At 38.7% G+C, this 20,330-nt stretch carries 17 protein-coding genes; 6 read left to right on the top strand and 11 right to left on the bottom strand.

The features are described 5' to 3' along the window. The first annotated feature begins 59 nt into the window (after positions 1–59). Positions 60–665 carry a hypothetical protein gene (locus tag PL8927_RS18620; RefSeq protein ID WP_083624589.1) on the top strand — a complete coding sequence of 202 codons (606 nt, stop codon included), beginning with the start codon at positions 60–62 and terminating at the stop codon, positions 663–665. Positions 666–704: 39 nt separating this feature from the next. On the opposite strand, the gene PL8927_RS18615 is transcribed toward PL8927_RS18620, so the two are convergent. Then, positions 705–2,546 (bottom strand): Eco57I restriction-modification methylase domain-containing protein, encoded by a 1,842-nt coding sequence (locus PL8927_RS18615; RefSeq protein WP_083624586.1) that lies wholly within the window; start codon positions 2,544–2,546, stop codon positions 705–707. Between the two features lie 210 nt (positions 2,547–2,756). On the opposite strand from PL8927_RS18615, the gene PL8927_RS28875 reads away from it, so the two are divergent. Further along, complete coding sequence (locus PL8927_RS28875; RefSeq protein ID WP_269322026.1) at positions 2,757–2,882, top strand: hypothetical protein; 126 nt, start codon at positions 2,757–2,759, stop codon at positions 2,880–2,882. A gap of 386 nt (positions 2,883–3,268) precedes the next feature. Beyond that, on the top strand, positions 3,269–3,613 hold the full coding sequence (locus PL8927_RS18610) for a hypothetical protein (protein ID WP_156093240.1): 345 nt from the start codon (positions 3,269–3,271) through the stop codon (positions 3,611–3,613). Between the two features lie 78 nt (positions 3,614–3,691). On the opposite strand, the gene PL8927_RS18605 is transcribed toward PL8927_RS18610, so the two are convergent. Beyond that, positions 3,692–4,837 carry an alkene reductase gene (locus tag PL8927_RS18605; protein WP_083624583.1) on the bottom strand — a complete coding sequence of 382 codons (1,146 nt, stop codon included), beginning with the start codon at positions 4,835–4,837 and terminating at the stop codon, positions 3,692–3,694. 173 nt (positions 4,838–5,010) lie between these two features. On the opposite strand from PL8927_RS18605, the gene PL8927_RS18600 reads away from it, so the two are divergent. After that, entirely contained in the window at positions 5,011–5,334 is a 324-nt protein-coding gene (locus PL8927_RS18600) for an ArsR/SmtB family transcription factor (protein ID WP_083624580.1), read from the top strand. A gap of 17 nt (positions 5,335–5,351) precedes the next feature. Then, positions 5,352–5,903: a Uma2 family endonuclease gene (locus PL8927_RS18595; RefSeq protein WP_331281843.1), complete on the top strand. Its 552-nt coding sequence runs from the start codon at positions 5,352–5,354 to the stop codon at positions 5,901–5,903. Positions 5,904–6,046: 143 nt separating this feature from the next. Here PL8927_RS18595 and PL8927_RS18590 read toward each other — a convergent pair whose 3' ends face one another. From PL8927_RS18590 to PL8927_RS18580, 3 genes are read right to left on the bottom strand one after another with little or no spacing between them, the layout of a single operon-like run. Then, complete coding sequence (locus PL8927_RS18590) at positions 6,047–7,285, bottom strand: hybrid sensor histidine kinase/response regulator (protein WP_083624575.1); 1,239 nt, start codon at positions 7,283–7,285, stop codon at positions 6,047–6,049. 3 nt (positions 7,286–7,288) lie between these two features. Beyond that, entirely contained in the window at positions 7,289–10,093 is a 2,805-nt protein-coding gene (locus tag PL8927_RS18585; RefSeq protein ID WP_231506060.1) for a hybrid sensor histidine kinase/response regulator, read from the bottom strand. Continuing rightward, positions 10,075–10,581 (bottom strand): cytochrome C, encoded by a 507-nt coding sequence (locus tag PL8927_RS18580; RefSeq protein ID WP_197047470.1) that lies wholly within the window; start codon positions 10,579–10,581, stop codon positions 10,075–10,077. Before PL8927_RS18580 ends, PL8927_RS18585 begins: the two co-directional genes overlap by 19 nt. A gap of 218 nt (positions 10,582–10,799) precedes the next feature. Here PL8927_RS18580 and PL8927_RS18575 point away from each other — a divergent pair, with 218 nt between their 5' ends. Next, entirely contained in the window at positions 10,800–12,053 is a 1,254-nt protein-coding gene (locus PL8927_RS18575) for an RNA-guided endonuclease InsQ/TnpB family protein (RefSeq protein ID WP_083624907.1), read from the top strand. A 29-nt stretch (positions 12,054–12,082) separates the two neighbouring features. Here the strand turns inward: PL8927_RS18575 and PL8927_RS18570 are convergent, their stop codons facing one another. The 6 genes from PL8927_RS18570 to PL8927_RS18545 all read right to left on the bottom strand — a co-directional run bounded on the left by PL8927_RS18570 (position 12,083) and on the right by PL8927_RS18545 (position 19,974). After that, positions 12,083–12,991 (bottom strand): MBL fold metallo-hydrolase, encoded by a 909-nt coding sequence (locus PL8927_RS18570; RefSeq protein WP_083624570.1) that lies wholly within the window; start codon positions 12,989–12,991, stop codon positions 12,083–12,085. A 398-nt stretch (positions 12,992–13,389) separates the two neighbouring features. Then, positions 13,390–13,749 carry an aspartate 1-decarboxylase gene (gene panD / locus PL8927_RS18565; protein WP_083624568.1) on the bottom strand — a complete coding sequence of 120 codons (360 nt, stop codon included), beginning with the start codon at positions 13,747–13,749 and terminating at the stop codon, positions 13,390–13,392. Between the two features lie 65 nt (positions 13,750–13,814). Continuing rightward, on the bottom strand, positions 13,815–14,333 hold the full coding sequence (locus tag PL8927_RS18560; RefSeq protein ID WP_083624906.1) for an inorganic diphosphatase: 519 nt from the start codon (positions 14,331–14,333) through the stop codon (positions 13,815–13,817). 322 nt (positions 14,334–14,655) lie between these two features. After that, positions 14,656–15,231 (bottom strand): hypothetical protein, encoded by a 576-nt coding sequence (locus tag PL8927_RS18555; protein ID WP_083624566.1) that lies wholly within the window; start codon positions 15,229–15,231, stop codon positions 14,656–14,658. Positions 15,232–15,340: 109 nt separating this feature from the next. Then, on the bottom strand, positions 15,341–16,573 hold the full coding sequence (locus tag PL8927_RS18550; protein WP_083624564.1) for an RNA-guided endonuclease InsQ/TnpB family protein: 1,233 nt from the start codon (positions 16,571–16,573) through the stop codon (positions 15,341–15,343). 296 nt (positions 16,574–16,869) lie between these two features. Then, positions 16,870–19,974, bottom strand: coding sequence for a GAF domain-containing protein (locus PL8927_RS18545; protein ID WP_083624562.1), 3,105 nt, complete (start codon positions 19,972–19,974; stop codon positions 16,870–16,872). Between the last annotated feature and the right edge of the window lie 356 nt (positions 19,975–20,330).

The raw sequence follows: 20,330 nt of genomic DNA, 5'->3' as shown, positions 1-20,330 counted from the left end.
TTGTTTTTCTATGATATATTAATATTGATTTTTTTCAAGTTAAACTTAAAAAGTAAATTATGGATTGGCAGCAAAAAGAAGAGATTATTATTAATCAGGTCACTGCTATATTTGAGCAGATTATTCAAGAAAATCCCACCTTACCGATTTCTGTTAGCACTAGAGGAGGAGCAGAAATTAGTTATGACTTAGAATCAATGTTTGTTAAAAAAACTTCAAATTTACCAGCCTTTAAAGAAGTTGAAGTTTCTCTCCCCAGCAACACCAAAAGTCCTTATGATCTGAAATTTATATATGAATTTTATCCGGGTGAACAAGAGTTAGTTTGGATCGATATTAAAGCAACTAATCTTAAGCATAAAGATAGTAATCCTGATATGGGAACTTACAAAAAGTTTTTAGATTTTTTTAAAAAAGGTAATTATTTTGCTCTCTATTGCCAAATTGCATATCGTTCTCAAGGAACAGGGATGAAATTTGTAGAAACACCACAAGGAAAAATGGTTCATGTTTTTATGTTAAAAGATATTCATCATAGTTTTCGGATTCAACCGAATAATCAGTTACAGGTTAATTATGCTGTTCATCCTGAAAAAAGAAGTCTTTTAGAGTTTATTGATTTATTACAAGAAAAACTACAGCAGTCTTTAGAGAGAGGAAAGTAGAATTAGGTCTTAAAAATTTAAGTCATAATTTTGATACAGTTAAACAGATTGTAAAAAAAACTCTATCTTCTTAATTTCTGGTGTACTTATACACAAGTTTTCATAAATTATAGAATCTATTTTTTTTCTATTAATTGGATTAACTTCTATAATTTCCCTAAAAAAATCGCTGTGAGTATCTAGTACAAAAGGAAGCTGTTTCAGATCACTAATTTTGATTTGAGGTTGTTGTTTAACATTTTTTCTGATAACTTTTAATTGATGAGCAAGATAGGAGTATAAAGTGGAACAGAGTAACCTTTCCGTATAGATTAAAATATCTTCCCAAATATCAAAACTAAAATTAGAGTAAATAGGAGTTAATACATAGAGGCTATTATTAGCCATAAAATTTTCCGTTGTAAATTTTGCTATCAGTTTATTGGAAGATTGTCTAATAAATATTTTGGGAGCTTGGTAAACTTCTAGTTTACCTAAACCAATACGCTTTTTATTTTTAACACCTTCTTGCTCTAATTGTTTTCTGATTTCTTCGCTAATATCCAGTTGTAATTGATAATCATACTTAATATATTTTTCAAATTTAAACGGTTCATCGGGATGAGATAAGGACTTACCTCCTTCAAGATAAGGCATAATTAAACCCGATTCATCTTGTTTATATTCTTCTGGTGTTACTAAAAATTTATCCGTTAAATTTAACAACATACAACAAGTTCTGATCGATTTTCCAGGAAAATAATAATTAATATTTTTATATTTCTTAAATTGAGCAATAATTAAATTATCTTGTTGAAAATCGATTTTGCATTCAAGACTATTAAGATAAGTACATTGATTGATTTTTTGACTGGGTTTGTGATCACTATTATGATCTTCTAAAATCATTTCAGTTTCAGGTTTACATTGAATAATATGCCAAATTGTTTGACCACTACAGACATTATTAAAATCACTAAATCCTTGAGTAATGGAATGAATTTGAAAATTAGCTATAATCCATTTACGAATATGTTCACCCGATGTTTCATATATGGAATTATCGAGTAAATAGATCAAATGACCATTTTTATTTAATAAGTTTAAGCCCTGTTCTATAAAAAACATATAAGAGTTGAGTTTACCATTCATAACTGAATTAGGTATAAACTCATAATTCTCTAAGTAATATTTTCGATAACTTTCCAATAATTTTTTACTTCTGCGCCCATAGAATGTAATAAAAGGTGGATTCCCAAAAATGTAATCAAATTTATGACTCTTTTTTATTTCTAAAACTTCTGGACTATCTTGATAGAGGCTGTTAAAATTTTTTAAAAAATCAAATCCAAAAGGTGCTTTTATTGTAAAATCTGTAACATAAAAATTGAGTTTGTTATAAATTTGTTGATCAATAAAATAATAATTTTCTAAATACAGAAGAACTCTTAACTTACAAATTTCTAAAGCTTCATTATCAATCTCAAATCCATAAATAGATTTTAGGAGGTTATCCAGAGAGATATTAGGTAGAGTTTGCCTGATTTTTTCAATCAGGAGTATGATAAAGTTACCTGTGCCAACGCTAGGTTCTAAATAGGAAAAATTACTATCTATTTTTATTGTGGATATGATTTTATCTGCAATATTAAAAGGGGTATAAAAAACTCCAAAACTTTTATTTCGAGTAGCTATAAATTCCTGAATCGATTCTTTGAATTTTACATTTATAACATAGACTTCTTTTTCTGAAATTTCAAATTTTTCTTTTAAAAAAGATCTCAAAGATTGATTTTTAAATTCTTGAATTAAGACAAAAGCCGTCTGCTTAAATTCAGCAGAAAATTTTTTAGAAGGAATTAAATCATAAGAATTAGGAGATAATATAAAATTAGTTTTCATCTTCTACTTTTTTCATATAGCTTGAACATTTGATTGATATCATCATACTAATTATTACATTAACATGGCGCAAATCACTAATTTATTGTGTCTCTCATCACCTAAAACCCCTGATCTATTTCACACTCAGATCAGGATAATATCACGGTAAACCCCAAGGATGAAGGGCACAATTTTAAAGATAAGGCTAAGTCTTTGGAGTGCTCACTTATGGCTGCTCAATCTTCCAGCAAAGAACTGCGCCCCAACCCTTTCATCGCCTATCGTGATCCCGAAACGGGAAAATGGATTGTTGTGAAACCCCAAACCAGGGACGTTGAGGTAGCAGTTGCGTAAAGGACAACACGGTTTAATAACAACAATTCTTTTCCATCATCGGTGACTCTGTGATGCTCAGAAGGGTTGTATCCCCTGAGACCAGCCAACCCAAGGTTAACCGTGTTTTCCTATCTTTCCGGGTTGAGATCTGTATTTTGTCCTGATGGCGGATTGACTCGTCAGAAACCCCTAAAACCGCAGACAGTTTCCCCCTACAGGAACGAGATGACTGTGCCATTTCTCGAACCGTCTACTGCACCCGGTCAATTTAAGCTTAATCTTCTGATATTGGCTTTGTCAAGGGTACTCCCTAGAACTGTTAAGGTTGAAATAGTGTCACATTCCCCCAAGCCAAAATCGGGTAAATCTCGGTAGAGTAAGAACATCGAATCAGGCTTCTAAACATGAAATCTAATCTTAACTTCCCGGACACTTTTATTTCTAAGTCTACTGAAAATTTTTCTAATCCTTATACTCCTTCCTTTACGGTTTCCGATTTACAACGAATTATAGACAATATGGAAACCTTCACCGGAGATGAGTGGCTTTCACTTTGTCCTGATATTGATCAAGGAGAACTTTATCGAGACTGGTTCATCTGGTATGATGATGAAATTACTCAAACTTGGGAAGCTTACGATCATCTGATGAATTGTTGGTTTGAAGCAGAAGATTTAGCAACGGTAAAAGCAACTATTGATCTGATTGAAAATTCCAGAATTGCTGTTCCTATTCCTATTGCTGCTTAATTTGGCTGTTCTTCATTTATAAAATCCTATGATCATTTCCAAAAGGGGCTAATTAGCCCCTTAGTTTTTGACGATTTACTAGGAATGAACGCCCACAGGTTGTAATTGCTCTAAGGTCGGATAATCTGTATAACCTTTTTCTGTTCCTCCATAAAAAGAAGACCGATCATAAGGATTTAAGGGGGCGTTAATCTCAAACCGTTTCGGTAAATCAGGATTAGAAATAAATAACCGCCCGTAAGCAATTAAATCGGCATTTTCAGAGGCGATCGCTTCATTTCCACTGTCTCGATCATGTCCCCCAGCCGAAATAATTGCACCCTTAAAATAGGTGCGGAAAAATCCAGAGGTTAATTCTGCTAAGGGAATTTCTGCCTCCTCTATTTTATCCCAACGATTCAAAGCATCAGCATTGATTCGAGGTTCAACAATGTGCAAATAAGCTAAATTAAACGGATTTAAAGCATTAGCAACATAACTAAAGGTAGCGACAGGATTAGAATCGGATATACTATTAAATGTACCCCCCGGAGATAGTCGCACCCCCACGCGATCGCTTCCCCAAACATTAACCACCGCTTCCGTAACTTCTAACAAGAATCTAGCTCGATTTCCGAGTGTGCCACCATAGCGATCTGTGCGTTTGTTTGTCCCATCTTGGAGAAACTGATCCAATAAATAGCCATTTGCACTATGAATTTCAACGCCATCAAACCCCGCAACTAAAGCATTCTCCGCCGCTTTGCGATAGTTTTCTACAATTGCAGAAATTTCCTCTATTTCCAAAGCACGGGGGGTGACAAAGGGTTTTTCTCCTTCGTAGGTGCTGGCCATTCCTTCGGGCGCAATGGCTGAGGGGGCTACAGGTAAGGCTCCATTGGGTTGTAGCAAGGGATGGGAAATTCGGCCAACGTGCCACAGTTGTAGGAAAATCCGTCCCCCTTGGTTGTGAACCGCCTGGGTGACGAGTTTCCAGCCTTCTACCTGTTCTGGGGAATGGATGCCCGGTGTGCCAGGGTAGCCTACTCCCTGGGGAGAAATTTGGGTAGCCTCGGTAATTATCAAACCCGCAGAGGCCCGTTGTGCGTAATATTCGGCGTTGAGAGGGCCAGGAACGTTCCCGACTCCAGCCCGGTTACGGGTCAATGGAGCCATTACGAAGCGGTTGGGGAGGGTGTAGCGACCCAGTTGGAAGGCCGAAAATAGGTTGAGTTGGGTGTTCATGTTTCTTTCCTGTTCAGGCTGAAGTTTATAGTTCAGTAGTTAAACAACGGTTTAATTATTAGCCTAAGCGATGATTGTCAAAAAGTCAAGTGGTTGTTTAACTATTTCAGTTTTAACCGAAACGCGGTAGAATAGAATCACACAGCACTATCCAAACCAGACCCTTTGCCATCATGTCCGACTCCTGCGAAAACCTCAGCGAGAGTGTCCCTCAGCCCTTAGCACCCACTGATACTGGCCGACGAGCGAAAATTTTTGCCGCCTTGGGCGACCCGACAAGGTTGCGAATTATTGAGATGTTAACACAACAGACAGAAATGAGTGGTTCTGAGGTGGCATCCCAGGCGGGAATTAGTTTGGCGTTGTTTTGTCACCATTCTAAAATATTAGCAGAAGCGGGATTAATTCGGATTAGAAAAGACGGACAAACGAAATATAATTCGATTAATTGGCAGGTTTTAAAAGAATGTTTTCAGGGGTTAATTAAGTCTGAATAAAACAGGAGCGATCGCTGATGTTAATGCTGGCAAAATGGACAATTGAAGATTACCATCGCATGATTGATGCCGAAATTTTAACACAACGTCAGGTTGAACTCTTAAATGGGGAAATTGTAGAAATGGCACCAGAAGGAGAAGTTCATGCTTATTCTAGTGATGAGGCGGGAGAATACCTAATTTATTTATTAGGAAATCGGGCAAAAGTTCGACAGGGTAAACCGATTACAATTCCCCTCAGCAATTCTGAACCTGAACCTGATATTGCGATTGTTGAACGTTTAGGACAAGATTATCGAAATCATCACCCCTATCCTGAAAATATTTTTTGGTTGATTGAATATTCAAACTCTAGTTTAACTAAAGATTTAGAAATTAAAACTAAAATTTATGCAGAGGCCCAAATTCCTGAATATTGGGTGATTAATTTAAAAACTTTAACATTAGTTGTATTCCGTTCTCCAAGGGATGAGGGATATCAAGATAGAGAAACTTTGACTCAGGGTGAAATTAGTCCGTTAGCGTTCCCTGATTTGGTAATTTCTGTTAAGCAATTAATCGGAAATTAGGTTATCTTGATGATGGTGCGTGCGCTGCGCTTACACACCCTACTTTTTTTGTTTTTAGGAGCTTTTATCATGTCTGAGACTCTCAAATCTTGGTATAATGAACCCCCATTGAAGACTTTAAAATTCAGCCCTGTTAATTGTCTTTAACTTAACCTTTTTTCCTGAGACAAAGGTAAGATGATATTAAACTCGCTTCCTTGTCCGACTTCAGAACTACAGCTTAATGTTCCTCCATGTTTATCAACAATAATCGCATAGGCGATCGCTAATCCTAAACCTGTTCCTTGTCCGACAGGTTTGGTCGTAAAAAATTGGTCAAAACTGCGGCGTAGAACTTCAGGTGACATCCCAATACCATTATCATTAATGCTAATTTTTAATCCCTTTTGATCGGTTGCAGATTCAATTTGAACCCGAATTTGGGGGATGAATACTTCCTGATTTTTGGACTGATTTTCTAACATCATCGCTTTACTATCAATTGCATCAATAGCATTATTCAAGACATGAATAAAAACTTGATTAATCTCACTAGCATAACATTCAATCAGAGGGAATTGATCATACTCTTGAATAATTTCAATTTCAGGACGATGGGAGGTGGATTTCAGGCGATGACTTAACAGCATTAATGTACTTTCAATTCCTTCTTTTAGATTTATCTCTTTTAATTGTGCTTCATCAAGTCGAGAAAAGACTCGTAGCGATCGCACTAAATCTCGAATTCGATTTGCACCCACTTCCATTGAGGATAAAAGTTGCGGGAGATCATCTTTTAAAAAGTTCAAATCAGTTTCTTCAGACCACTGTTGAATTTCAGGAATATTTTCCGGGAGATACTGTTCATAAAGCTTAATGGTTTGAATTAAATCCCTAACATATTGTTGAGCATAAAAGATATTTCCATAAATAAAATTAATCGGGTTATTAATTTCATGAGCCACACCTCCCACTAACTGACCTAAAGAAGACATTTTTTCAGTTTGAATTAACTGAAGCTGAATTTTTCTTAATTGCAAATGAACCTGAATTCTGGCTAAGACTTCTTCCGGTTCAATGGGTTTGGTAATATAATCAACGCCTCCTACTTGTAACCCTTTAACCTTATTTACCAACTCACTAAGAGCCGTCATAAAAATTACGGGAATATCTTTAGTTTTCGGATTTTCCTTTAACTGACGACAAGTTTCAAAGCCATCAATTCCCGGCATCATCACATCTAATAAGATTAAATCAGGTATATTTTCTTGAAGTTTAACTAAGGCATTTTCCCCACTTTTAGCAACGGAAACTCGAAAACCAGACTGGTTTAAAATATCTAATAATAGTTTAATGTTTGTCAGATTATCATCTACAATTAAAATAGAATAAGAACTTTTCATAGATTATTTATTAATATAGGGTTGAATAAAATGGATAATTTGTTCATCTTCAAAATCCTCAGCCAATTGAATAATATAATCAGCAAAAGCAGTATATTGAGCATCTAACCGTTTAATCCGATTGGCTTCAGTTTGAATTTCTAAAATATATCCTCCCTTGGCAAGATTATACAAGTTAATCAGTTCTTGTGATGGAGGAATCATTAAAGAACTAACAGACACTGGTGCTTTTGATTTGTATTTTACTGGCTCCGAACTTTTGTAAATCCAAGTTAATTTTAACATTTCTTGGAGTTGATTTAATAAAACTTGTTCTTGTATCGGTTTAGATAAAAACCCATTACAACCTGCCTTTAAACATTCTTCTTGATCTGCACTAAATACAGACGCAGAAGAAGCAATAATAATGAGATCAGAAAATTCGGGATCAGTTCTTAATTGTCGAGTCATTTCTAAGCCCCCCAGAATAGGCATCATTAAATCAGTAATTACGACATTAGGATACCAGGCTTTAACTTTTTCTAATCCTTCTTGTCCTTGAGTTGCTTCAAGCAATTCAAATCCCAGGGGTTCTAAAAAATTCACAATAACAGATCGATTTTCCCAGCGATCATCTACAATCAAAATTGTCCGTTTTTCTCCCTGATAACTGACAATTTTTTGTTCCGTTTCAGTCCTTTTAACTTTTTGAACTTTAGCGGCTGGTAAATTGACATCAAACCAAAATTTACTTCCTATTCCTGGAATACTTTCAACATTAATCTCCCCTGCCATCATTTCTACAATTTGATGACTAATTGCTAATCCTAACCCAGTTCCTTCGGCTTTTCTGGCGTGTTCTCCTACTTGTTCAAAGGGTAAAAATATTTTTTGAATTTGTTCCGAGGTAATGCCAATTCCCGTATCCTCAACTTCAAATCTTAAGGTATATATTTGAACGGAATCAGATTCTGTTGATTCGGATAAAACTTGCACTTGAAAACACACCGATCCAGTATTAGTAAATTTAATCGCATTTCCTAATAGATTTAATAAAACCTGGCGGAGCCGTTTTTCATCAGCATGAATTCCTTCGGGTAAAGGAGTTAAAGGTTGATAACTAAATTCTAATTCTTTTTGTTCAGCTTTCAGGCGACAAACTTCTATAATTCCCCATAAACAATGTTCTAAATTAAAATCTACAGGATAGAGTTCTAGTTTACGCGCTTCGATTTTAGAAAAATCTAAAATATCATTAATTAAGGTTAATAAATGAGAACCACACTCATAAATAATATGAAGTCCTTGTAGATGTTTAGGAGTTAAATTAGGTTCCCGTTGCAGAATTTGAGCATAGCCTAAAATGCCATTTAAGGGGGTACGCAATTCATGGCTCATATTTGCCAAAAATTCACTTTTCGCTTGGTTAGCAGATTCAGCTTCTTCCTTAGCGGTTTGGAGTTGGGTTGTGCGTTCTTCAACTCGTTGTTCTAAGGTTTCATTCGCTGTGGCTAAAACGGTAAAGGATTGTTGTAATTGTTCAGCCATTTGGTTAAAAGAATCACCCAGAATCTTAATTTCTTTAATTCCCTTAATCTGAATTTTTTGTTGAAGATTTCCATTAGCAATTTGACGGGAAGCTATACTCAACCGGAGAATTTTTCGACTAATCCAACGAGATGTTAATAGTCCAAATAATGTGGAAATTCCCACAGCCACAATACAGAGAATAATTGTTTTTTGAGTATTCGCATTAATTTGACCCATAAAATCGGATTCGGGCACTACTACCACAATCAACCAATCTAAACCCCATGGATCTTTCCAAGGGGTAATTTTGATGAATTGACGTTGATTATTGATAGAAAGATGTACAGATTGATCTGTATTAATCGAGTGAATTTGACCCAATTCTTGAATGATAGCATTAACAGTTTCTCGAATCATAACATCTTGACTATCCGCAGCATTGAGCCGTTTTGCCACCCCATTTACCATTTTATAGGGGGGTTTTGAAGATGAACTTGCTACTAAAAATCCGTTACGCTCTAAAATAAATGTTTGTCCAGATTCACTGATTTTTAAGCGTTTTAAAAACTCACTAATTTGGGATAGGCGTAAATTAGAGATCAGAACAGCTACTAAATCATTGCTAGTATTATATAGAGGATAACTGGCAGAAATAGAGATAATATCGGGAAAATTATCCCATTGATAAATTTGGCTCCAAATCGGTTTTTTTGCCCGAACTGCATCGGTATAAGCGGCTTCATTGCGGGGCTTATAATCATCAAAAGATCCCAGTAACTTAGTCCGATTCCCCAGGGGATCTGTTGCATAGGTATTAGATTTCCATTCAGTTTGGGGAGAAAGTTCATCAATGCTGGCTTTATTCAAATCTAAAAAATATCCGGCTCCAGCATATTCTCCTGTAGGTAATACATAATAAATATAACCGACATCAAAGGCTTGAAGTTGTTGCCAAAAGTATTGTCCAACTTCAGCAAAATTTTGCAGATCTAATAATCCTAATTCAACAGCATCGGCATTAATTTTATTAATTTGATGGGGGGTAGAAAGATAAGTAGTTAAGTGTTGTTGGATGCGGAAACTGACTTCATTTTCAATTTGTTGTGCGAGTTCATTAATCGCTTTTTCTCCCTGACTGAAAGCTAACCAACCCGTTAAACCGACAGCAATTGAAATTTCTAAGAGAAAGGGAACGACAAGTACCCAACGCAGAGGAATTCCTTGCCATTTCTGCAACCGACGAAACAAAGGAGGTAATCTTGACATCATATAAAATTCGATTAAGGAGAATTTTGCCATTCTGGTGTTAAATTCCGGTAGTTAAATTCTGATGCACCTGGATGACAACTCACACAACTATTCACCGTGACAGGTTGAGGCAATTCCACACGCGGATGTAGTGCTTTAAAATAACGAGAACGATTGAAACGATAAGGAATTGCTTCATCCTTGAGAGCAATAGGACGGGAATAGGTTTGAAGATATTTCCACATTAACAACAATGATGGCCCATCTAAGGGTTGCAGTGTCGCACCATAATGTTGTTCATCTTGGATAATTTGCTGCCAAGTTTGGGTCGGGAACACTTGCGGCGGGATAGGAATATGGCAGGTTGAACAAGTGTTGAGATAAAGTTCATATCCCAATTGATATTCCGGTTGTACGACATCCACATTGTCGATCTGATTGAAGGTGGGCGCATTTTGAGCGATAACAGGAGGGGGAGAACCTGCATTCAGAGCAAGTACCAGAGATAACGCGATCGCAATACTCCAGACCCCGATCATCAAAATCAACACCCAGGGAGAAGATCGTCCCTTTCGCCTTGGAATTCTGTTTTGACTGAGAAAACCCATAACAAAGACTAATTATAAGAAAAGTCTGGGAGATTGAAAACTCAGTGGCTTTAGCCCTGAGATGAAAAGCGACCCAGGGTAATGTATTCCCCGTGAATATTCTCATGATTTATGTTAACATAGTATTAGGTCGAAAACATGAGATTTCTATGATAGTTCTGGAATACAAGTGTAAAGGCAAACCCAATCAATACAAAGCGATTGACGAAGCAATTCGCACCACCCAATTCATTCGCAATAAAGCCATTCGATATTGGATGGATAATTCAAGAGAATTAAAAATTGATAAATTTGCATTAAATAAATATTCCACGACTCTTAGAAATCAATTCCCCTTTGTTGCCGACCTAAATTCAATGGCAGTCCAATCCGCCGCCGAGCGAGGATGGACTGCCATTAGTCGTTTTTACGACAATTGTAAGAAAAAGATTTCTGGCAAAAAAGGATATCCCCGATTCCAAAAAAATTGTCGTTCCGTTGAATATAAAACATCGGGATGGAAATTACACCCAACTAAAAGAAAAATTACCTTTACCGATAAAAACGGGATTGGTAAACTCAAATTATTGGGTAAATGGAATATCCAAACCTACAATGTTAAAGACATAAAACGGGTGCGTTTAATTCGTCGTGCCGATGGATATTACGCACAATTTTGTCTGAATATTAATGTCACCGATATTCAACCCAAAACCGGAAAGGAAATAGGACTTGATGTTGGTATTGAGTCGTTTTATACCGACTCCAATGGATATCAAGAAGTTAATCCTAAGTTTTTGAGAAAAGCGGAGCAATCCATTAAAAAGTCTCAGAAACGGATCTATAAAAAAGTTAAGGGTTCATCGGGGAGACGGAAAGCCAGAAAGGTTTACAGTAGAAAACATTTGAAAGTAAGTAGACAACGGAATGAACACGCAAAGAGAATTGCGCGTAACGTATGCATATCTAACGATGTAGTAGTCTATGAAGATTTAAGTGTTAGAAATCTGGTGAAAAACCATTGTTTAGCTAAATCAATTAGTGATGCAAGTTGGTATTTGTTGAGAAAATGGATAGAATATTTTGCAGCTAAATTTGATAAGTTAGCACTTCCGGTTGCACCTCATTACACTTCACAAAAATGTAGTAATTGTGGGGTAATAGTGAAAAAATCTCTATCAACCCGCACCCATATTTGTAATTGTGGATGTGAATTGCATAGAGATACAAATGCTGCAATTAATATTCTAAATCTTGGTAAACAAGCTAGGGGAGGGCATCCCCAAAGTAACGCTAATGGACTGGAAACCTCTACTCTGCTTGGGGAAACCCTGGTCGAGCAAGTGTCCAGGTTGAAGTTAGAATCGAGCGTGTCTTCAGACCTGAGAGTGTCAACTGCCAACATCACTGAAATCCTAGCCTAAAGTAGTGCATTCTGTGTTGAGATCGGCTCTTAGTCAAGTTTTAAGATCATCCCTTCCCGGGCAACAACCCCATTGGGAAAAACGGCTTGAACTTGGGCTTCAATTTCATCGAGCATATCATCGGTATGGGAGGGATCATGTTGATACATCACCACCTGTTTAACTCCGGCTTTTTTTGCCACTTCCACACCCATTTCCCAAGTCGAATGTCCCCAACCAATTTTGGGGAATTGATCATTGTAATATTCGTCGTTGGTATAGGTGGCATCATAAATGAAAACATCGGCATCCCTAGCCAGGTGGAGAACATTTTCATCGAAGCGATCGGGAAAATGTTCGGTATCTGTACAGTAAACAGCCGTCCGTCCTTGCCAAGTCACTCGATAGCCAACGGCGACATTGGGATGATTCAAAGCAGCCGTTTCAATTTTAATATCATCTAAGGCCAATACATCCCCCGGAGATAAGTCATAGAACTTCATGTCCGACTGCATGACATGGATGGGGACGGGAAAATTCGGGTGAACCATCTGATCACAGAGACGATCTTTGATCGTGCTGCCATCCGGTGAAATCGCCCCATAAATATGAAAGCGGTTAATGGGAATAAAAGCTGGAACAAAAAACGGAAACCCTTGAATATGATCCCAATGGGTATGGGAAAAGAACAGATAGGCTTCTACGGGCATCTGTTTGAGCAGATCCATTCCCAAGACTCTTAAGCCTGTACCTGCATCAAAAATCAAACGTTTTTCACCCAAGCGCATTTCTACGCAGGAGGTATTGCCTCCATATCGAACCGTTTGAGATCCGGGCGTGGGTATATTACCTCTTACCCCCCAGAATCGCACGGAAAAATCAGTCGCAGAGTTCTTATCCATGGGGGTTGCTTCATCGGAGGACTGTGGGTTCTGGGCTGGCGGATCAGAAACTGGCATCGTTTGTTTTAGCCTTGGACGTATAACGGTGACTTACCCTGCACTAACCAGGGGTACAGTGCAGGCTTTCTGCTTTGTTGGGACAGCCTCTACCCGACGAGTCGGGTTTGGGTCTGACCTTCCCTTTGGAGATGGTGGTGATACAACCCGTACACCCCACAATCTTTGGTAATAGCCCGGTATTACTTAGGCCGACACCCGGCACCCCAAAGGGCATATTCAATTTTTTTCCCGATCAGCCCTAGTCATCGGACTGAACACCGAGAGGGGTCAAAGGGGTTCAAGATTCCCTGATTTTTCAAGCGAGTTAAGGAGAGCGCGGGGCTGCACTCCGGGTGTGTTCAGCCTTGCAGGTGAGTTTACAACCTGTTGTATTTTATCACAGGGGTAAAATTATTTTAGCCTCGAATTTCCACAATTCGATTATTCTCATCGACTAACACGACTCTAGGTTGATGCGTTGTTGTTTCTTCGAGGGTGAATTGTGCATAAGACATCACAATTAAGCGATCGCCAACAACGCCCAAACGAGCCGCCGCCCCATTCAATTCGATCGCCCCGGAGTTAGCCTCACCTGGGATGATATAGGTGATAAATCGTTCCCCATTGGCAACATTCACCACTTGTACTTGTTCATGAACAAAAATGCCCGCAGCATCCAGTAGAGATTGATCAATCGTGATACTCCCCACATAGTTAACATTGGCTGCGGTGAGAGTACAGTTATGAATCTTAGCGTATAGTAGTGTTCGGTACATTTCAGTAATCAGTAATCAGCAATCAGTCATCGGTAGAGACGTTGAATTCAACGTCTCTACACTGATTACTGTTTACTGTTTCCAGCTTGAATACACTTTTCCACAATCGGAGCAACTTGATCCACATCCTGCCAACCCAGAATTTCAGTAACTTTGCGTTCTAGGTTTTTGTAGGTTCTGAAAAATTCAGCAATTTCTTCTAGGCGATGATGGGGAATATCTTTAAGAGATTTCACTTCTGCATAGCGGGGGTCGGCGGCGGGAACACAGAGAATTTTTTCATCCCGATCGCCACCATCTATCATTTCTAACATACCAATAGGTCGCGCGGCGATCACACATCCTGGGAATGTAGGTTGATCCATGATCACCAACCCGTCTAGGGGATCTCCATCATCGGCTAAGGTATTGGGAATAAAGCCATAATCAAAGGGATACTGGACAGAGGCAAACAACACCCGATCCAGAGCAAAGGCTTGTAGCTCTTTATCGTATTCGTATTTGTTTTTGCTTCCGGCCGGGATCTCAATCAAAACGTTAATTAAGCCCGGTTTAGGTTGGGGCGGAATCTTCGATAAATCCACGAATCGTTCTCCAAGCTTTTTGAAATCATTAAATTGGGGAAACTCCCCACATAGCATTCTAAAGGGGATGGGCATTTCCTCCAAGTGGGTTGTCGGTTAATCGTTGTCGGTTGACGGTTGATGGTTGACCGTTGACGGCCTGTAAATCTATTCGGGAATTTTTGCGGGTTTTAAAGAACTAAGAGTTAGCATAATTTAATCATATTAATAAACTCTAATATAACCCGAAAGTATTGCCTCCGGTTTGGAGAGATCGGGAGAAATTTGTGCTGTTAAAAGCTGGGGTAAATTTCTCTACCTCTCTCAATACATCAAGCATTACTTAAGATTTTTGAATTCTGTTGTAAGTCTCCTGAACAACATCGAGTAAGGTTAACAATTGCTGCCATTGAGGGTTTCCTGGTGGGTTTTCGCTTTGATATTCGGCAGTTAAACGGTCTTTCAAAGATTTCAATAGATCATTAACTGATAAGGCAACGTCTCCCGAAAAATCGTCGGTTTCATCCTCATCATTTTCAGACGTTTCATCGCGTCCTGAATCTTCTAAATCTTGCTGAATATCTTGGGCTGTTTCGGCCAAAGTTAACGCCCGTTGAGCAATATTCTCAGGAAGTTTCGGGCGTTCTGATAAAGCAATTCGAGACAATTCTAGCAACAGTTGACGTACTTCTTCAATCCATTGACTTTTTTGAGATTGCCAATTTTTATCATTATTGGCTGTGTTTCCGGCTTTTTGTTGAATATTTTGGGCTTTTTGGGCTAAAGGTAAAGCTTGAGTGGAAACACTTTCTGGCAATTTCGGAGTATCTGCTAAAGAAGCCCGCGCCACTTCAATTAAGAAGTCATGGACTTGCTTGACCCACTGAAGATCGGATAATTGTGAACTAACTCTAGGCATATCTTAACTTGGGTGAATTTTTAATCATAGATTAGTCAAACATCAACTTTTTGAATCTTTAACATTAATCTTAAAATCAGTTTATGACGTTTAACTGCATCAAAGTGAACTACCCACACTTCTCTACGAGTAAGTGTGGGCTTCCAACTTCGATGGGGATAGCATCTGATAGAACCGTTGGCGAAGCCTGTGCTTGGCACATAGTTTTACCAGACGACCTACATCCCCTCAGATTGGCAGTGTCGCTAGTTCCTAACGACAAAATCCGCAAGGCTTCATTCTTGATATTGATGGAAGCGTTTATATCACGATCATGGGTAGTTTGACAATGTTTGCAAGTCCACCTTCTAATCTCAAGCGGTAAACTACCCACTTGATTTAGGCAGACATTACAAGTTTTAGAAGAAGGGAAAAATCGATCAACTTCTTGATAATTTTTCCCTTCTTTTTCCGCTTTATATTTCAACATTGTACAGAACATTCCCCAGCCACAATCACTAATCGCCTTAGCTAATTTAGGGTTTCTAACCAGATTCTTAACCGCCAGATCTTCTACCGCAATAATTTGGTTTTCATTAACTATCTTGCGGGATAGTTTGTGTAGAAAATCTTCTCGACAACGAGAGATTTTAGCGTGGACTTTGGCAACTTTTAATCTAGCCTTTTGTCTACTCTTACTTCCTTTCTGCTTCCGAGACAGTTTTTGTTGTTTCCGTTTTAAATTGCGCTCATGTTTGATCAAGTGTTTAGGATTACTGTATTTGGAACCTTCGCTGGTAATCGCAAAATGAGTTAATCCTAAATCAATCCCAATCGCTTTTCCATTTGTTGATAGGTTAGGCGTTTCCTTGCCGTCATCAACTAAAACAGAAGCATAATACTTTCCCTCAGAATTTTTGGAAACAGTAACGGTTTTGATTGTTCCTTCAAATTCTCGATGACGACGACAATAAACTAACCCAATTTTACCGGGTAACTTGAGGTAATCCCCTTCAAATTTAACGTTTTGGGGATAACTAATTGATTGTCTGCCGTGTTTGGATTTGAATCGAGGCAATTTTGCCCGTTTGTCAAAGAAGTTTTTGTAGGCAGCTGATAAATTAAGAGCGACGACTTGCAAACATTGGGAATAGGCATCTGTTAGCCAAGGATATTCCTTTTTCAGTTGAGGTAACAATCCTTGAATGGCTGGTCTTGATAATCCTTTCCCTGTAGTTTTATAGGTTTCTTGGCACAAGTTTAAGGCGTAATTCCAATACCATCGACAACAGCCAAAGCTCTTAGCTAAGGCTATTTGTTGCTCAGTATTGGGATAGATCCGGTACTTGTAAGCCTGAAACATTATCGCTTTCAAAATCTTTGATCAAGTCTAACACATTGTTGTTAATTTTATCGGGATTGGTACAAAACAAATTAACTTGGGGGAGTCCGTATATCCCACGCTGATTTCTCGTTATTTTTGGGGGGGGGAGAAATTCAGCGTGGGACTTACTGCTCCCCCAAACCCCCTCTTCAGTTAAAGAATATTTGTCCAGTTTACCCTGATTTGGAGATCTAACGATTCAACCGAGAATTGAAATTAGACGAAGAACAGGGTTGACTAAACGGTCTTAAGCTTAATTTTAGCAGGCAAGGATACTATTTTTCGGTGAGATTCCACACCCCGTCCCAGGTTTCATCTGGGGGTTGAGTGGTTTCATACAGAATACAGCGATCAACGTGCAGTTTAGCTGCTTTATTTTTCGGATCAATTTCCAAAACCGCCAGAAATTCCCGTTTAGCAGTTCTCAAGGATTCTTTAGCTTTGGCTGCAAATTTACGTTTGGCTAAATCAATCATTTTCCGCAGTTTCGGTAAAGCCATCTCCGTTGCTTCATTTTCCAACATTTGTTGAGTATGGACATCGGTTGTAAACTGTTTCAGTTTAGCAATCAATAGTTTTTTCGTTTCACGGGGGGTTAAGCCTTTGATTTTGTCTGCTAAAACCCCTAAAGCTTCCTCGGTGGGCATCTGTTTAAATTCTTCCAAAGCTAACCGTTTGATCGTGTTTTCATCTAACATCTCGGTCAGTTTTTTCAAGGAATTTTTTAACAGCATTTGTCCTAACAAGTCTTTATCATCATAGGACAGTTTTTTCATCTGAGCTTCGGCGATTTCTTCCAGTTCTTCTAATAAGGGTACCAGTTCGCTATCGGTTAATTTTTCCGTTGCAGGTTTGAGGTAATATTCTCGTCCTTGAAAATAATGGTCGATGATACTTTGTTGTTTTTCGGAAATCGGTCGCATTAATTTACCTTCCCGAATTCCGACGAGTTCATAAATTCTCACGGGTTGACTCTTACCTTTCACCGTGATGAAATCTAGTTCTCGGACAATCACCCGCTCGGCATAATGGATATAAGTATTCTCGCTAATAATAATATCCGTCCCATATTGTTTACTCGCTCCTTCTAAACGGGAGGCTAAGTTAACCCCATCCCCAATAGAAGTTAATTCCATGCGTTTACTTGAACCAATATTTCCCGATACAACTTCATCGGAATGCAGACCCATACCAATACTAATCGGCATTAATCCTTCAGCCACCCGACCTTGATTGTATTCGGCTAAACGATAGCGCATTTCAACGGCCGCTTGCATCGCCATCCAGGGATGATCTTCTAAGGGAGCCGGAGATCCAAACACGGCCATTAACGCATCCCCAATATATTTATCGAGGGTGCCTTTATACCCCAATACAGTATCTACCATCTCCTCAAAATAGGAGTTCAACATGGCGACAACTTCTTCAGCTTGTAGTTTCTCGGTTAAGGTCGTGTAGCTACGAATATCACTAAATAAAACGGTAACGTTTTTGCGTTTTCCTCCTAACCCCGTATCCCCACTGGCTAACAGTTGTTCCGCCACTTCTGGGGTCATGTAGCGATACATTAAGTTCTTGATTTCTTTCTCGCCACTAATATCTTCCATCACAACTAACGCCCCACTAACTTTTTCGGGGTTGTTAATATCGGACATGGAATTAATTGATAAATTAATACTCCGAGGTGCTTGATCAACTCCCGATAATAGAGTTTGATCGGGATAATATTGTTGTCGATCTTTGGCTTCTTTCGGGGCTAAAGCCACATCAAACCATTTGCTGAAATCTCCCTCTTTAATCTGAAGTAAATCTCGAACCGAGCGCCCTTGAACAACATCTTCCTCCCGAATTCCCAAGAGTTCCATTGCACAATCATTGGTAGCAATCATTCTGCCTTCTTTATCAGTGGAAATCACTCCATTACTGAGCGATCGCAGAATATCTTTTTGTCGTTGTTCCTGTTCTTTGACTTTTTGGAATAATTTGGCATTTTGTAGGGCTACCCCCGCTTGAATATTAAACGCCTGCATAAATTCTAAATCATTGCCGTTAAAGCTGGCTTTCCATTGTTCAGGGGCTTCTGGCCAACTTGTTGGATCATAAGGAGGATGTTCTCCTTGTTTTTTCTTATTAATTAATTGAGTTACTCCAATCAGTTGATTATCGGCATTATACACGGGCGTACATAACATACTGCACGTCCGATATTTGGTTTTTTGGTCAGTTTGTTTAGAAGTTTCAGAACGGGGATCATTATAAAGATCAAATGGAATTAATAAAGGTTCACCACTTTGGGCAACAATTCCAGCAAATCCGGCGTGTTGAGGAATGCGAATTTCTACGAGTTTTCCATTAATCGGAATTTTTGTCCAGAGTTCGCCTTTTTCTTCATCTAATAACCACAATGTACTGCGATCGGCATTCATTAATTCTTTTGCCTGATCCATGACATTTTTTAGAGTTTCTTCTAAGTCTAAACTGCTCTTACTCAGAGCATTTACCGCATTCATTAACGCGGCGGCGGCTCGTTGTCTAACTGTGGCGGCATAGAAGGAACGAGAAGACTCTAAAATTAGGCGAATTGAAGGAACAAATTCTTCAAATATTTTTTCATCATCTGGAGTAAATCCATCGAAATCTATTTTTTCATCTAAGGGAGCTAAGGGATTAGAATTGAGTTGTAATTTGTTGAGTAACTGTACCACCGCCACCAGTCCATCCTCATCATTTAATAGAGGCATGACCACCATCGTATATGTCCGATAGCCATTTCTCTGATCCATTTTCTTGGCGGCTTCAGAACGTGGATCATTGTAAAAATCGTAAGGAATATTAACGACTGATCGAGTGGTGGCGACTTCTCCAGCTATTCCTGCTGTTGAAGGGATACGAAGTTCTAGGGTTTTCCCCTCTTCCCCTCCGGCTACAATTGACCAGAGTTCATGTTTATCTTCATCAACCAGCCAAATCGTGGTGCGATCTGCATTCAACAATTCTCCAATTTTGATCGTAATTGATCGCAACATTTCATTGAGGATTTCCTCAAACCCCTGAGCATCGAGCAGATTATTCAGCATCGATAGGGTTTGATTAACGGTTTTGAGTTTGTCCTCAACTTCTTTAACCACTTGAACAAAATTATCTTTGGTTAAAGGCGCTAAAAAAGAGGAAAAATTGCCACCACCTTGACCCGTATGAACTAAACCCCCATTCGTTGATGAAGGCGATTTTTGATGGGGGGTCTGGCCCCCTGCTTGGGCAACATTTTGATTGCCATTGCGATTGGTCGTGGATTCTTCCACTGGCGTTACATCAACAACTTGTGCTGAAACAACGGTTGATTCTCCTGATACGGAATTGGTCGGGGATGCAGATTTCATAGTGGTTTAATACATAGACGGGGGCTAAAACAATACAACGGCCAAAGTTAATAATTTTTTAAGATTTGAACTATCAAAAGATCAAGAACACATACACAAATACTATTTACCAGTTTACTTTGGATATAGGCAAGTTGCTAAATTTAATCCCTCTCAGGGTGAGTAGGGTTTGTGGGACTATTGTTGCATTTAGTATAGATTGCTGTCTGTGTTTTGTTCTACCAATTTTGATCGGGTGTTAACTGTTGGCTGTTGGCTGTTGACGGTTGGCTGTTGTTGAATACCAGCAAGCGAGGACTCCCGCAACTCCTCCCCCCGTCCCCCCATCTCCCCGTCCCCCCTGCTTCCGGTGCATC

The organism is Planktothrix serta PCC 8927 (genome assembly GCF_900010725.2).
Lineage (GTDB): Bacteria > Cyanobacteriota > Cyanobacteriia > Cyanobacteriales > Microcoleaceae > Planktothrix > Planktothrix serta.
This window is presented reverse-complemented; position numbering and strand designations above follow the sequence as displayed.